At 29.4% G+C, this 15,103-nt stretch carries 16 protein-coding genes; 9 read left to right on the top strand and 7 right to left on the bottom strand.

The window, feature by feature from the left end; all coding sequences use genetic code 11:
• Positions 1-29: 29 nt before the first annotated feature.
• Together WHD08_RS11410 and WHD08_RS11405 are read right to left on the bottom strand one after the other, a co-directional pair.
• On the bottom strand, positions 30-380 hold the full coding sequence (locus WHD08_RS11410) for a hypothetical protein (protein WP_165731465.1): 351 nt from the start codon (positions 378-380) through the stop codon (positions 30-32).
• The gene (locus WHD08_RS11405) at positions 370-912 is read right to left on the bottom strand and encodes a GNAT family N-acetyltransferase (protein WP_208890747.1); all 543 of its coding nucleotides are present in this window, start codon (positions 910-912) and stop codon (positions 370-372) included. The genes WHD08_RS11410 and WHD08_RS11405 overlap by 11 nt, the downstream gene beginning before the upstream one ends.
• 178 nt (positions 913-1,090) lie before the next feature.
• On the opposite strand from WHD08_RS11405, the gene WHD08_RS11400 reads away from it, so the two are divergent.
• Positions 1,091-1,426: a single-stranded DNA-binding protein gene (locus tag WHD08_RS11400; RefSeq protein ID WP_165731467.1), complete on the top strand. Its 336-nt coding sequence runs from the start codon at positions 1,091-1,093 to the stop codon at positions 1,424-1,426.
• A 79-nt stretch (positions 1,427-1,505) separates the two neighbouring features.
• Here the strand turns inward: WHD08_RS11400 and WHD08_RS11395 are convergent, their stop codons facing one another.
• The 4 genes from WHD08_RS11395 to WHD08_RS11380 form a co-directional block, all read right to left on the bottom strand.
• Complete coding sequence (locus WHD08_RS11395) at positions 1,506-1,967, bottom strand: pyridoxamine 5'-phosphate oxidase family protein (protein ID WP_208890748.1); 462 nt, start codon at positions 1,965-1,967, stop codon at positions 1,506-1,508.
• A gap of 185 nt (positions 1,968-2,152) precedes the next feature.
• Positions 2,153-2,449, bottom strand: a complete 297-nt coding sequence (locus WHD08_RS11390; RefSeq protein WP_208890749.1) for a chaperone modulator CbpM — start codon at positions 2,447-2,449, stop codon at positions 2,153-2,155.
• A gap of 2 nt (positions 2,450-2,451) precedes the next feature.
• The gene (locus WHD08_RS11385; protein ID WP_208890750.1) at positions 2,452-3,336 is read right to left on the bottom strand and encodes a DnaJ C-terminal domain-containing protein; all 885 of its coding nucleotides are present in this window, start codon (positions 3,334-3,336) and stop codon (positions 2,452-2,454) included.
• Positions 3,337-3,421: 85 nt separating this feature from the next.
• Entirely contained in the window at positions 3,422-3,829 is a 408-nt protein-coding gene (locus WHD08_RS11380; protein WP_208890751.1) for a hypothetical protein, read from the bottom strand.
• A gap of 136 nt (positions 3,830-3,965) precedes the next feature.
• On the opposite strand from WHD08_RS11380, the gene WHD08_RS11375 reads away from it, so the two are divergent.
• From WHD08_RS11375 to WHD08_RS11340, 8 genes are all read left to right on the top strand, one after another.
• Positions 3,966-5,207, top strand: a complete 1,242-nt coding sequence (locus WHD08_RS11375; protein ID WP_208890752.1) for a PAS domain-containing sensor histidine kinase — start codon at positions 3,966-3,968, stop codon at positions 5,205-5,207.
• On the top strand, positions 5,204-6,253 hold the full coding sequence (locus WHD08_RS11370) for a response regulator (RefSeq protein ID WP_208890753.1): 1,050 nt from the start codon (positions 5,204-5,206) through the stop codon (positions 6,251-6,253). The genes WHD08_RS11375 and WHD08_RS11370 overlap by 4 nt, the downstream gene beginning before the upstream one ends.
• 91 nt (positions 6,254-6,344) lie before the next feature.
• A complete protein-coding gene (locus tag WHD08_RS11365) occupies positions 6,345-7,184 on the top strand; it encodes a universal stress protein (RefSeq protein WP_208890754.1) in 840 nt (279 codons plus the stop codon).
• A 480-nt stretch (positions 7,185-7,664) separates the two neighbouring features.
• Positions 7,665-7,967, top strand: coding sequence for a ribosome hibernation-promoting factor, HPF/YfiA family (gene hpf / locus WHD08_RS11360; protein ID WP_068447682.1), 303 nt, complete (start codon positions 7,665-7,667; stop codon positions 7,965-7,967).
• A gap of 273 nt (positions 7,968-8,240) precedes the next feature.
• A complete protein-coding gene (locus WHD08_RS11355; protein WP_165731475.1) occupies positions 8,241-9,092 on the top strand; it encodes a universal stress protein in 852 nt (283 codons plus the stop codon).
• A gap of 88 nt (positions 9,093-9,180) precedes the next feature.
• A complete protein-coding gene (locus WHD08_RS11350; protein ID WP_208890755.1) occupies positions 9,181-9,627 on the top strand; it encodes a hypothetical protein in 447 nt (148 codons plus the stop codon).
• A gap of 233 nt (positions 9,628-9,860) precedes the next feature.
• A complete protein-coding gene (locus WHD08_RS11345; protein ID WP_166383884.1) occupies positions 9,861-10,322 on the top strand; it encodes a (2Fe-2S)-binding protein in 462 nt (153 codons plus the stop codon).
• A gap of 20 nt (positions 10,323-10,342) precedes the next feature.
• Positions 10,343-12,559, top strand: coding sequence for a xanthine dehydrogenase family protein molybdopterin-binding subunit (locus WHD08_RS11340; RefSeq protein WP_208890756.1), 2,217 nt, complete (start codon positions 10,343-10,345; stop codon positions 12,557-12,559).
• Positions 12,560-12,929: 370 nt separating this feature from the next.
• Here WHD08_RS11340 and metG read toward each other — a convergent pair whose 3' ends face one another.
• Positions 12,930-14,984, bottom strand: a complete 2,055-nt coding sequence (metG, locus tag WHD08_RS11335) for a methionine--tRNA ligase (protein ID WP_208890757.1) — start codon at positions 14,982-14,984, stop codon at positions 12,930-12,932.
• Between the last annotated feature and the right edge of the window lie 119 nt (positions 14,985-15,103).

The following is a 15,103-nucleotide window of genomic DNA, read 5'->3' as shown; positions in this document are numbered from 1 at the left end:
TTATAAAAGTATATGTTGATGTAAATTTTTTACTCTTTTCTTATTAATAAAAAAGTCTCATTTTCTAAAGGCAAATAACCTTCATTGTAAACGTAAAAATAAGTATTCCCAGTTTTTGTTTTGTAAATAGAGGTAAAGAACTGAAAATCGAAACCTTTATCGTACAATTTGGTTCTGGTTACTTTTGTTTTACCAGTTGTATTTAATTCTGATAAAATCTTGTAATTTTTTCTAAGTCGATTGTTTATATTTCTAATGAGGTTTTTACTGTCTTTGTTAACACGATTATTGTACGCATTTCTACAATAATCTGAACAAAATTTCTTGTCAATTCTACCTTTAACAACTTCATCACATTCTAAACATTTTCTACTTTCCATAGTTTTCTTTCTTTAGTTCGTACCAATTTACCAGCTTATTACCTTCTTTAAATTCGTTTACAAATTGTAATCCAATTTTTTGTAAAATTTTATTAGAACCAATATTTCCAATTTCTGCAGCACCATAAATAGTGTCTAAATTCATGGTTTTAAAACCGTATTCTAAACAAGCAATAGCAGTTTCTAAGCCGTATCCTTTTTTCCAATATTTCGGAATGAAGCGATAGCCAATATCAATAAAATCTTGAAAACCATTTAAGCTTTCTTTTGTTCCTTTATTTAGTTTTAAACCAGACCAACCTATAAAATTACCTGAAGATTTTTCTATAACAGCAAACCGACCAATACCATTTTCTTTATACTGTTTTAGAATAAATTCAATCATTCTTTTTGCTTCTTCTTTCGTTTTAATTGTCTTTTTCCCTAAATATTTATGAACTTTTGGGTTAGAATCTAACTCAAACATTCCTTCTACATCAGTTATTCTAAATTCTCTAAGAAGTAGTCTTTCTGTTTCTAAATGAAATTTCATAAGGTAAATATACTTAAATTTTATCCGTTTACAAACGACTACAAGTAATTACAACCGAAAGTAATTGTTTTGTAACCGAATAAAATTGTAATGGTGTCGCAACTTTGCAGAGTCAAAACGAATTGACAAAAACAAATTATAAACCTGCATTCAATAAAAATGCATAAAAACTTATCTTATGAATACGTTAAGAAACAAAGTACAGTTAATTGGTAGATTGGGTCAAGATCCAGAAATAGTAACTTTTAAAGATGGTAATAAAATGGCTAAATTTTCTATGGCTACAGATGACAGTTACAAAGACAAAGCAGGTAATAAGGTAGAGCGTGCTTATTGGCATAATATTGTTATTACTGGAGGTTTGGTTAAAGTGGTAGAAAACTATGTAAATAAAGGGCAAGAAATTGCCGTTGAAGGGAAGTTAACAAACCGTTCTTATGATACCAAAGAAGGAGAAAAAAGATATGTTACCGAAATTATGGTGAATGAATTATTGCTTTTGGGAGCTAAATAAATTACATAGAAAGAGGCTGTCTAGAAAGTATTGCACCTTTTTAGATGGTCTTTTTAAATTTGATATTTATGTTTTCTTGTTATAAACTCTCGTTTGTAATTTTTTTACCGGTCATTTCATCAACAGTTATTCTAAAAACAATTGGAATTTTTTTCTGTGTTCTTTTATTAGAGAAATCGCTTATACAATGCAAATTTCTGTGTTCATTTTTTAGAATAATTGCTTTAATACCTTCGGTAAAATCGTGCAAATATTTTTTTGCTACAGAACCCGATAGTTCTTCATAAATACCATGCACTAAAACAGAATTACAAGTATTGCTGTCTGCTTTTTCTGAAACCTGCAGAGAAACTTTTCTATAATTTCTCATTGCCTTTGTTTTATGACCTTCTTCGGAATAGCCTACAATACTATTTTTCTTGTCAAAAAAATAAGTCATGGGTACAATAAAAGGTCTTTCTATATAAATATAGCTCAGTTGCCCTACATAGTTATTTTCTAAGATGTTTATGCATTCATTCTCTTTTAAATTAGTTATCATGATGCTTAGTTTTAGTTAAAGGGAGTGACTAATGTATTAAAAATCAATTAAATAAAATATGATAAAAATCAGTTTATTAATTTTTTATCTTTAATTATATGATTTTTTAGGTGTAAAAAGCCTAAAAAGACTAGGAGGTAGCGCTAAAATAAGGAACTATTTTTATATGAAATTATTTTAGAATTTTATTCGTTTTCGTAAAAATTGAGCTTGTTTTGTAAATCGGTTATTTCTTTTTTTAAAGAATCTACTTGGTTTAATAAATTATAAATTACGTCTACACCTTCTAAATTTATATTTAAATCATAATGCAAACGAATCATTTTTTCAACTTCTGTTATTTGCGTAATTTTAATATAATGATCATTATTTTCTACAATAATCTCTATTAATTCATACTCTTTTAACTCATTTATAAAAGCTGTAGGAATGCTGTAGTGGGCACAAAACTGCTGAATAGATATTAAATTTTGAGTTTCCATGTTTAGCGTAGTTTTTGTAATTCTTTAATTAATGCTATCTCTTTTTCGTTTAATTTAGTTGGTATTTTAAGTTGATAATTGATATATAGATCTCCAAACTGATCTTCTTTTTTATATTTAGGAAATCCTTTTCCTTTTAGTTTTACCTTGGTTCCGTTTGCTGTTTCTGGCTTAACGGTTAATTTTACTTGTCCATCAAAAGTATCAACGGTTAATTGTCCACCTAAAAGAGCCGTATATAAATCTAAATCAACATCAATATAAAGATTGTCTTTGTCTCGTTTAAATTTGGTGTTATTTATAATAGAAAACTGAATGTATAAATCGCCATTAGGTCCACCATTTACACCTTTTCCTCCATGCCCTTTTATTTTGATTACTTGTCCGTTTTCTACACCAGCCGGAATTGTAATTCTAATGTTTTTTCCATTAACAGTAATTACTTGTTTTTGTGTTTTATAAACATCGTTTAAATTTAGTTGAATTTCAGAATTGTAATCTTGCCCTCTAAATTTCGCATTCGTCCTTCTTCCTGAAGAAGCACCACCAAACATGTCTCCAAAAATATCAGAAAAATCTTCTTGAGAATACCCACCTTGATTACTTTGAGACCTACTTTGATGTTCTTGCTGTCTTCGTTTTTCTTGTTCGTAAGCTTCTCCGTTTTGCCAATGCTCTCCATATGCATCGTATTTCTTACGATTTTCTGGATTACTTAAAACTTCATTAGCTTCGTTAATTTCTTTAAAGCTTTTCTCAGCAGTTTTATCATTAGGGTTTAGATCTGGATGGTATTTTCGTGCTAATTTTCTGTAAGCTTTTTTAATATCAGCTTCAGAAGCACTTTTGGTAATTCCTAAAATTTTATAATAATCTATAGAAGCCATCAGTTAAGGTGTTTAAAAAGTAATATACGTATTTTTTTTAATTTGGTTGTGTATTACAACTTGGTTAAAATAATACTTAAATTTATTATTTTTCAAGTTCTAAACTTAGTTTTGCAACCAATTTTAATTCAGATTTATTTAAATCTGCAACAGAAGCAGCTATTTTAGTTGCTGTTTTTATAATTAGACTTTTTATTTCTTCGGTAAATAAGGAAGGATGTTCTTTTTTAAAATCGATAAACTCATTGTAACAAGTTTCTGAATTAGAAAAACTTTCAATATTTAACCAATCGAAAACGGTTTCTATTTGATAGGCTGCATCCGAATGAAAATCATCATCTACAGGATCTACTTTAGTCCATTTGTCTTTTACTATTTTTTTTAAAACATTAAATTCTACTTCTTCTACAATGTTATCTGCAGCTGCAATTGCGAAAAATAATTTACCTAAGTTTTCATAAAAAGAAATAATTGTGTTTTGTGATGGTTTCATAATTAAGAATTTATGAATATGAGTAAAGTTATATAATAATGAGTTATATAATTATGATATTAGTCATAAATTACTATAATTTGAATATAAAATGTAGTATTTTTAATCTTTGTTTAATTAGATAATTTATTGCCAAATGCTAAGTAAAGATCGGGATGTTTTTAATGTACTTTTTGAGGCTGTATCAGAGGGAGTTGTTGTAGTAAACGATAAGCAAAACATAGTTTCTGTAAATTCATCTGTAGAGAGAATGTTTGGTTATGATCCAGGAGAACTTATAAATAAACCACTTAATATTTTAATCCCTAAAAATTATCATGCAGGTCACGGAGCCCATTTTAAGGGTTTTATGAAGAACAAAGAAAAAAGACAGATGGGCAATGGGAGAGATTTGTATGGAGCCCGAAAAAATGGCGCTATTTTTCCGTTAGAAGCAGGTTTAAATCCGTTTCAAATAGAAGGACAAACTTTTATAATGGCTTTAATTATAGATATTTCTGTTAGAAAGCAACAAGAAGAAGAAATACATCAATTAAACAATGATCTAGAAAAAAAGGTTTGTGAACGAACAAAAGAATTAAGTAAAACAGTTCATGAATTAAAAACTGTAAATATAGAGCTGGATAAAGAGAATCATAAACGGCTAGAAGCAGAGAATAAAATTAAAGATGCTTTAAAAAAGCAAAAAGAACTCAATGAGCTAAAAACAAAATTCTTGTCGTTAGTTTCTCATGAGTTTAAAACACCGTTAAGTGGTATTTTAACGTCTACAATGCTTTTAGGTAAATATAAGTTGGCAGAACAACAAGAAAAAAGAGATAAGCACTTAGAAACCATTACTAATAAAGTACATTATTTAAATAATATTTTAAATGATTTTTTATCCATAGAAATATTAGAAACAGGTAAAGTAAATTACAAGTTTCATTCTTTTAAATTGAGTAAGGTAGTAGATGAGGTTATTTATAATGCAAACATGCTTTTAAAAGTAGGACAAAGAATTAAATATCCAGAAGATATAGATGATATTTCTTTATTGCAAGATGAAAAAACAATCGCCTTGGCATTATCTAATTTAATAAACAATGCTATTAAATATTCTCCAGAAAATTCTGAAATAGACATTAAAATAAAGCAAGATAGCACGACGACGACCATCAAAATAAAAGATCAGGGAATTGGGATTCCGAAGGCAGATCAAAAAAATATATTTAACCGTTATTTTAGAGCAGAAAATGCTTTATTAACGGAAGGAACAGGAATTGGTTTAAATATTATTAAAAGTCATTTACAAAATTTAGGAGGAACAATTACTTTTGAAAGTGAAGAGAATATAGGATCAACTTTTACATTGAAGATTATTAACAAAGCAATATGAGAAAAATACTATTAATTGAGGATGATGTAGTTTTAAGAGAAAACACATCAGAACTTTTAGAATTATCAAACTATGAAGTTACCAGTGCTGCTAACGGTAAAATAGGGGTACAATTAGCAAAAAAAATAGTTCCAGATATTATTGTTTGTGATATTATGATGCCAGAGTTAGATGGTTACGGTGTTTTAGAAGCTTTAACTAATAACGAAATAACGCAACACATTCCGTTTATATTTTTATCAGCAAAGACAGAAAGAAGTGATGTAAGAAAAGGAATGGATTTAGGGGCAGATGATTATATAACAAAGCCTTTTAATGAAGATGAATTAATTAGTGCTATAGAAAGTAGATTGGCAAAAGCAGCGATACTAAAAGATCGTAGAGAAAAAATTGAAGTTGTAAAGGAAGAGGAAGAAGACATAAGAAGTCTTAATGACTTAAAAAATTATTTTGAAGATAATGGAGAAACTTTTACTTTTCTAAAAGATGCAAGCATTTATAAAGAAGGTAATAACTCTAATTATATTTATTTAATAAATAAAGGGCTTATAAAATGCCATAAGTTAGATGAGCAAGGAAAACAACTTACAACTGCTTTATATAAAGAAGATGATTTGTTTGGCTATACTTCTTTTTCTCAGAATTTAGCATATCAAGAATCTGCAACGGCAATTCAGAAAACAGAATTAGTTGGTCTTTCTAAAAAAACATTAACAGGTGTTTTAAACAAAAATCATAAAGTAACATTAGAGCTGATAGAATTGTTAACAGAAGACTTAGCAGTTGTAAAAGATCAACTTTTGCAAATGGCGTATAGTTCTGTAAGTAAAAAAACAGCGAAGACAATTTTAATGTTTGCAGAAAAATTAAATAGAAAACCAGACGATCAAATAAAAATTTCTAGAAACGATTTAGCAAGTGTTGCAGGTATTGCAACAGAAACATTAATTAGAACTATGTCTAGTTTTAAAAAACAAGGTTTAATAGAAATAGAAGGTAGAACAATTAAAATTTTAGATTTAGAGAAACTAAAAGATATTTCTTGATTTTAAATGAATTAGCAGCCATATGACTAATATCATTTTTTAAAAAGTATTCTAGCAATAAATTTGTCTTTTAGATAAAAGATGAATTTAAATGAAAGCTATTTTACTCCCTACAGATTTTTCAGACAATTCTTGGAATGCAATTGAGTATGCTTTAAATTTTTATAAGCACGCAACGTGCAATTTTTATTTGTTACACGTTAATAGGTTAAATAATGTTGTAGTAGATGATTATTTCTATGATAACACGCAAGAAGTTATTATAGATGTAAACATAGAAAATGCAAAAAAACAATTAAAAGGACTTCAGCAAAAAATAGCCCTAAACTTTAATAATAAGAACCATAATTTTTACACTTTAACAGATACTAATTTTTTTATTGAATCTATAAGACAGCAGGTAGAAGAAAAAAAAATAGATGTTATTGTTATGGGAACCAAAGGAGCTAGTGGTTTTCAGGGATATATTACTGGGAGTAATACGGGAGATGTTATTACAAAGGTAAAATGTACAACCTTAGTAGTACCTGAGAATGCTAAATTTAAGAAAATAGAAGAGGTGGCATTTCCAACAGATTTTTCTCTATGTAATGAATTACAAATATTAGAACCAATAATAAAAATCTTAGAAGAAAAAAACGCTTCTTTAAGGGTTTTAAATATCAGTAAAAAAGTGATCTCTTTAAATGAGGATCAACAAAAAAGTAAAGAACTATTAGAAGATTATCTCTATAATTACCAACACAGTTTTCATTTTTTAACAAATAAAAAAGTAGAAGATGCTGTGCAATGTTTTGTAAATAGTAGAAATATAGATATGATTGCTATGGTGGCAAAAAATCTTAATTATTTTCAACAAATACTATTTCATACTAAGGTAGCGGAAATAAGCTATCATACCGATGTTCCTTTTTTAGTACTGCATGAATAAAAACAATATGTTATGGATAATTCAATTTTTTTAGCAAAGTTTTGGGGTTATTACTTACTTATTTTTTTCGTTATACTAAGTTTTAATCCAAAAAGGATTAGGCAAATATTTAATGATTTAGAAGATCAAAAATTTCTAATTATTTTTTCTTTTTTAGCCATTATTATTGGGTTGATAAATATTCTATTCCATAACATATGGGAGCCTAATTGGAAACTTATAATTACCCTAATTGGTTGGTCGTCATTACTTATAGGGTTATCTCTTTTTAGTATTCCTAAGCGAACCATACATTGGTTAAAACTTGTAAATATTAGATTTGTACAGGCAATATATACACTACTTTTTCTAATAGGTTTATATCTATTAAATATTGCATATGCTATTATAATAATTTAATTAAAAAGGATTATCTTAGAACTACATACGAAACGATAGGTTTCAATAATTTTTTTATTAATAACTAAAAACACCATAAAGATGAAAATGAATATTCAATTTGTTAACATGTCTACAAGTGAAACTATGGAAGCTTATACAGAAAAAAAGCTAGATGGTTTGGTTAAAAAATTCGAAACAATTATTAAAGCAGATGTGTTTTTTAAAAAGGAAAATGATTCTAAAAACAAAGGTGTAATTTGTGAAATAGAATTAAGTGCACCAGGACCAAGATTATTTGCATCTTCAAATGAAAAAAATTACGAGCTTGCTGTAAAAAATACTATTTCAGATTTAGAAAAGCAGTTACAAAAGAGAAAAGCAATTACAAAACCTTATCTGTAAATGCAGATAAATGCTCGGTTAAATTATTATCAGGCTAATAAAGACTTTTTTTTAGTCTGATAATAATTCTGCAACAGATGTGCTTTATCTTTCTGATAGATATTTAACTCTTTACAAAGGAGAATCTAAGAAATTTAGAGGTTCATTTTATACTTAAAAAGCAACATATTCTATTTTAAAACCATATAGATAAAATAAATTTATAGGTAAAAATCTCTTCTAGGAGGTTATGGAATAGGAAATATAATTTAGAATTTATTAAAAACAAACATCATGAAAAATATACTTTTACCTACAGATTTTTCAGATAATTCATGGAATGCAATTCAATATGCAATTCAATTATTTAAGGACGAAAAATGTAATTTCTTTATAATGAATACTTATACACCAATGATTTATGATGTAGAGTATATGAACCCAGGTGTTGAAGGTTTTAATTTGGTTGATGTTGTAAAAAACACATCAGAGGAAGGACTTGATAAACTTCAACAAAAAATTGAAAATCAATTTAAAAACCCAAACCATACGTATCGTAAAATAGCTTCATTTAACACTCTAACAAGTGAGATAGAAGAGTTGCATGAAAAACATGTAATGGATCTTATTGTAATGGGAACCAAAGGAGCAACAGGTTTAACCGAAATTTTATTTGGTTCTAACACCGTACATATCATTAAAAATGCAAAATGCCCCGTGTTAGCAATACCAAGTAATTATGCTTTTGAAGCTCCTAATGAAGTATTATTTCCTTCGGACTATGAAGTTTCTTTTAATGAAAAACAAGTAAAACTAATTGTAGATATTGGCCTTTCTAATAGTTCTAGAATAAATATAATAAACACTACTTATGGCGATGATTTATCTAAAAATCAAATAGAAAATAAACATAAGTTAGATAAAATCTTAAAAAATGTTTCCCATTTATTTTATAGTGTTAGCAACCAAAGTGTAACAGGTGCTATTTCTGAATTTCAATTAAAAATGCGAATAAATCTGTTAGTGATGATAAACAATAAGCATTCTTTTTTCGAAAATCTATTTTTTAAATCAACAATTAGTCAAATAGGTTTTCATTTAAATGTACCTTTCTTAGTAATTCCTTCAGGGGAAAAGGCAAACTAATTTAGATGATATTAATCATTTTATAAGCTTGTTTTTTTAAGTAAATTAGGGGTGGATAAGTTTTTTAGTGTAGAATTTAATACTATTTATGATGAAAATTAAACATGTAAATACAAGTTATATAAAATGGTTAAGTGTAGAAGAAATGCACAATGATTCTAAAGAATGGCGTTTAGAATTAGAGTTTTTAAATGATGAATATCTCTTTTTCGAAGACTTAATAAAATGGAATACGCTTCAATTAATCGATTTTCAATCTTATGATAAAAGTAAAGAAATTATTGAGAAATTAAGTAATTCTATAAAGACCAATGATGCGTTAATTCAATTGGTTCAAAAACATGAAAATAACCTAGAAGTTATAGAACCTGAGGGTGATAAACAAAAAGAAACTTATAAGAACGAGCATAAAACACTGCTTATTTTATTTAAAAATCACTTAAAAGAACATAGAGAGTTAAAACTAAATTTATTTGATGTTTTAAAAAAGATAAAAAAAGAAGAAAAACAAAAACGAATTATAGATGTGGAATAAAAAAAAAGTAAGATAAAGCTGCGTAAAATTGATTTGAAAAAGTTGAATCCACCCTTTTTAGGGTGGATTTTTTTTTGTTTTAAAGTGTTTTTTAAATTATTAATTCGCTGTTATTTAGTGGTTTATGTTTTGTTTTCGTTAAGATAGTCCCAAAATATATTCATTTAACTTCCAGTTAAAATAACAAAAGCAATTTTTTGTAACTTCCAACTTTAATTTTAAACCGACTTTCTATGCCAAATTATACACTTCATATTAACGGAACAGCGCGTAAAGTATCTGCAGATGCAGACACTCCATTGTTATGGATTTTAAGAGATGAATTCAATTTAGTAGGTACAAAGTTTGGTTGCGGAATTGCGCAATGTGGTGCTTGTACGGTTCATATAGATGGCGTTGCAACAAGAAGTTGTCAAATGCAAGTTTCTATTTTAGATGATGTGAAAATTACCACCATAGAAGGGTTGTCTACAGATGGTAAACACCCAGTACAAGAAGCTTGGAAAGAGATTGATGTGCCACAATGTGGATATTGCCAGGCGGGACAAATAATGACTGCTTCTGCTTTTTTATCAGAAAATAAAAATCCTTCAGAAGAAGAAATTAGAGAAGCCATGCATGGTAATATTTGTAGATGTGCTTCTTATAACAGAATTGAAAAAGCGGTAAAAGTTGCTGCAAATAAAATGTCTTAATCATAAAACTACTTCACAAAATGGAATCTATATCAAAGAATAATTTTAGCAGAAGAAACTTTTTAAAGGCATCAGTTTTAGCAAGTGGTGGTTTATTAATTGGGTTTAATTTATTAACGGCTTGTAAGCCAGAAGCAGTAATGCCAGTGGATATTACAAAATTAAACTTCAATGATTTTAATGCATTTATTAAAATTTCTGATGATGGTTATGTCACTATTTTTTCGCCAAACCCAGAAATAGGGCAAGGTGTAAAAACAGCAATGCCTATGCTTATTGCAGAAGAATTAGATGTCGAATGGAGTAAAGTAAACGTAGCTCAAGGAAACCTAGACACTAATAATTTTACCAGACAATTGGCTGGCGGAAGTCAATCTATTCGCTTTGGTTGGGATGCTTTAAGGCAAACAGGAGCAACCACTAAACAAATGTTGGTAAATGCTGCTGCTGCAAAATGGAATGTAGATGCCAATACATGTAAAGCATCAAAAGGAGTTATAACCAATGCCAATGGAGATACATTAGGCTATGGAGATGTTGTTAAAGAAGCTGCATTATTAGAGGTTCCGGAAAATGTAAAATTAAAGGAAGCCAAGGATTATACCATTATTGGTCAAGAAATTGTAAATGTAGATATTGATAAAATTATCACAGGAAAACCACTTTTTGGATTGGATTACAAAACAGATGGAATGGTGATTGCAACTGTTTTAAGACCACCAGCTTTCGGGCAAATATTAGAAAGTTTTGATGCTACCGAAGCAAAAAAAGTAAAAGGTGTAATTGATGTTATTACCATAGGTGATAAAATAAGAAAGTATGTTGCGTCTGGTAAGAAAAACTGGACATTTACCATGTCTAAAACAGATAAAGTAGTGGTTATTGCAGAAAGCACTTGGGCAGCAATAAAAGGTAAAAAAGCACTTACCGCAATTTGGAAAGAAGATAGTAATTTAGAATCTACAGAAAACCATGATACTGTTTTAACCGATATTTTAGACGGAAAAAACCTAGATACAAGAAGAGAAGATGGTAATATTAAAAAGGCTTTTGCAACTGCAGATAAAGTGATAGAAAAAACATATCATTCGCCTTTTTTACCACACAATTGTATGGAACCTATGAATTTTTATGCTGATGTTACATCAGAAAAAATACATTTAGCAGGTCCTGTACAAACACCAGAATTTGCTGCAAATGTAGTTGCAGATTTGTTAGATTTTGATATCGATAAAATCTCTTTAGAAATGACTAGAATGGGTGGAGGTTTTGGTAGAAGATTGTATGCCGATTTTGTGTATGAAGCTGCAGAGATATCTAATGCAATTAAAAAACCAGTAAAATTGGTTTCTACTAGAGAAGATGATATGACAACAGGTGTTTACAAACCTGCTGTAAAATATAGAATAAAAGCCGCTTTAAAAGACGGTGTGGTAACAGGTTATCATTTAAAAGAAGCTGCGGTAAATGGAAATATGTACGGATTAATTCCTAACTTTTTTCCTGCAGGCTGTATCCCTAATTATAAAGTAGAAACGGGCAGTTATAATAGTAATATAACAACGGGAGCTTGGAGAGCACCTTATACTAACTTTTTAGCGTTTGCAGAACAGAGTTTCTTTGATGAATTAGCATCAGAATTAAATGTAGATGCTATTCAATTGCGTTTAGATTTATTACAGAACGTAAAAGGAACTACAGATAATAAAATAGAATATTCTGGGCAAAGAATGGAAGACACTATTAAGTTGGTGAAAGAAAAAGGAAATTGGGGCAAAACAGAAGAGGGAGTTTATCAAGGTTTTTCTGCTTATTATAGCCACAACACGCACGTTGCAGAAATTGCCGATATTGTATTAAAAGATGGTTTTCCTGTAGTTAAAAAAGTAACTGTTGCGGTAGATTGTGGTATTGTAGTAAACCCAACAGGAGCAAGAAACCAAGTAGAAGGTGGTGTTTTAGACGGAATAGGGCATGCCATGTATGCAGATTTCTCTTTTAAGGACGGAAAGCCAAATGCTAAAAACTTTGATACGTATCGCTTAATTAGAATGCAAGAAACACCAAAAGTAGAAGTGTATTTTGTAGAAAATGATTTATCTCCAACAGGATTAGGAGAACCAGGTTTACCACCAGCAGGAGGTGCCGTTGCGAATGCAATTAATGCTGCATTAGGCAAAAGAATTTATAAGCAGCCATTTATTAACGAATTGAAAGAGAGCAGTGTTTTAGGTTAATGTACTAACAGTATTAAATCTAAAAAGAGTTTTTGAGTAAAATGAAAATCGCTAAAAACAAATGAATGTTCTAGCGATTTAGCATAGGGAGAGTAACTTAAGTTTGTTAAAAATTTAGGGATTCCTAACAAATTACTTCTCTAAATATTTTATAGGGATTATATTACCGTGTTGCTAAATTATTTAATTACTTGATATATATTGTTTTAATTCGTTAAAACGAAGTCAATATTCTTTAAGTCGTTTGTAATTCTCGATAAAAAGTAAAACTACATAGTGTAATTTAAGAATAAAATTCTAACTTATAAATAAAATCATGTAATTTCTACCAAATGGAGAAATTACACGATTCTAATATAAAAAGTTTGTATTAACTTACTTGTTGTCCGTTTTTAACTTCTTTTGTAGGCTCTACAAAAGCTAATTTACCATCTGGTGTATCTGTCATTAAAATCATTCCCTGGCTTTCTACACCTCTAATTTTTCTTGGTGCTAAGTTTACCAAAACAGATACTTGTTGTCCAATAATATCTTCTGGAGAAAAGCTTTCTGCAATACCAGATACAATGGTTCTTGTATCAATACCAACATCAACTTTCAATTTTAAAAGCTTTTTAGTTTTAGCCACTTTTTCTGCTTCTAAAATAGTACCAATTCTAATATCTAGTTTGGTAAAATCATCAAACTCTATGGTTTCTTTTTGTGGTTCTACCACTTTGTTTTCTTGCTCGTTGGCAATTTTTGTAGCTGCTAATTTTTCTAATTGAATTTCAATAGTTTGATCTTCAATTTTAGAGAATAATAATTCAGCTTTATTTATTTGATGCGCTGCAGGTAATAAAACGTCCTTTTCAGTAATATCTTCCCAAGACAACGTTTCATCAAGGTTAAGAATCCCTTTTAATTTATCTGAAGTAAAAGGTAAAAAAGGTTTAGAAACTACTGCTAAAGCTGCAGAAATTTGCAAGGCAACATACATAATTGTTTGTACACGTTCTGCATCTACTTTTATCACTTTCCAAGGCTCTTCATCAGCTAAATACTTGTTACCAAGTCTTGCTAAGTTCATTAATTCTTGGCTTGCTTCTCTAAAACGGTATCTTTCTATAGATTTACCAATAATATTCGGAAACTCTTTTACAGCAGCTAAAACATCTTCATCTACTTCTGTAAAATCATTTGCAGCAGGTACAATACCTTCGTAATATTTGTTTGTTAAAACGACAACTCTATTAATAAAGTTACCAAAAATGGCTACTAATTCGTTGTTGTTTTTTGCCTGAAAATCTTTCCAAGTAAAATCGTTGTCTTTGCTTTCTGGTGCGTTTGCCGTTAAAGTATAACGTAAAACATCTTGCTGATTTGGAAATTCTTCTAAATACTCATGCAACCAAACTGCCCAGTTTTTAGAAGTCGATAATTTATTTCCTTCTAAATTTAAAAACTCATTTGCAGGTACATTGTCTGGTAAAATATAATCTCCGTGTGCTTTTAACATCGCAGGGAAAATAATACAGTGAAAAACAATATTGTCTTTTCCTATAAAATGAACCAGTTTCGTATCGTCTTTTTTCCAATAGTCTTCCCAGTTTTTTCCTTCTCTTGCAGCCCATTCTTTGGTAGAAGAAATGTAACCAATAGGTGCATCAAACCAAACATATAAAACTTTTCCTTCTCCGCCTTTTACAGGTACAGGAATTCCCCAATCTAAATCTCTGGTTACGGCTCTTGGTCTTAAGCCATCTTCTACCCAACTTTTTACTTGTCCGTAAACATTAGGTTTCCAATCTTTTTTATGTCCTTCTAAAACCCATTCGCGTAAAAAAGCTTCGTGTTTATCTAAAGGTAAAAACCAGTGTTTTGTTTCTTTTAAAGTAGGTGTATTACCAGTAATTGCAGATTTTGGGTTGATTAAATCTGTTGCGTTATGAGAAGTTCCACAGCTTTCACATTGATCTCCGTAACTTTCTTCGAAACCACATTTAGGGCACGTTCCAACAACAAATCTATCTGCTAAAAACTGATTTGCTTCTGCATCATACAATTGCTCAGAGGTTTCTTCTATAAACTCACCATCATTATACATCTTTGTAAAAAACTCTGAGGCAGTCTTATGATGAATTTCTGCTGAAGTTCTTGAATAGTTATCAAAAGAAATTCCAAAATCTTCAAAAGATTTTTTGATAATTCCGTGATATTTATCGATAATCACCTGCGGAGAAACACCTTCTTTTTTTGCTCTCATTGGTATGGCGGCACCATGTTCATCAGAACCAGAAATATAGGCAACATCATTACCCGTTAAACGTAAATAACGTGCATAAATATCTGCAGGAACGTAAACACCTGCTAAATGCCCAATATGTATTGGTCCGTTTGTATATGGTAAAGCTGCTGTAATTGTATATCTTTTAGGAGCACTCATGTGTTCTATGTATTAATTATGTACTGATTTTTGAAGTGCAAAAGTACGAAAAAGAGACTTTTAAAAACCATTGAAAATTGATACATTTACAGGAAATAGATTTTTACTAGATTAGAACC

It is taken from the genome of Polaribacter sejongensis, from assembly GCF_038024065.1.
Classification (GTDB): Bacteria; Bacteroidota; Bacteroidia; order Flavobacteriales; family Flavobacteriaceae; genus Polaribacter; species Polaribacter sejongensis.
Note: the sequence above shows the minus strand (reverse complement) of the source record. Positions and strands in the feature narration are given on the sequence as shown.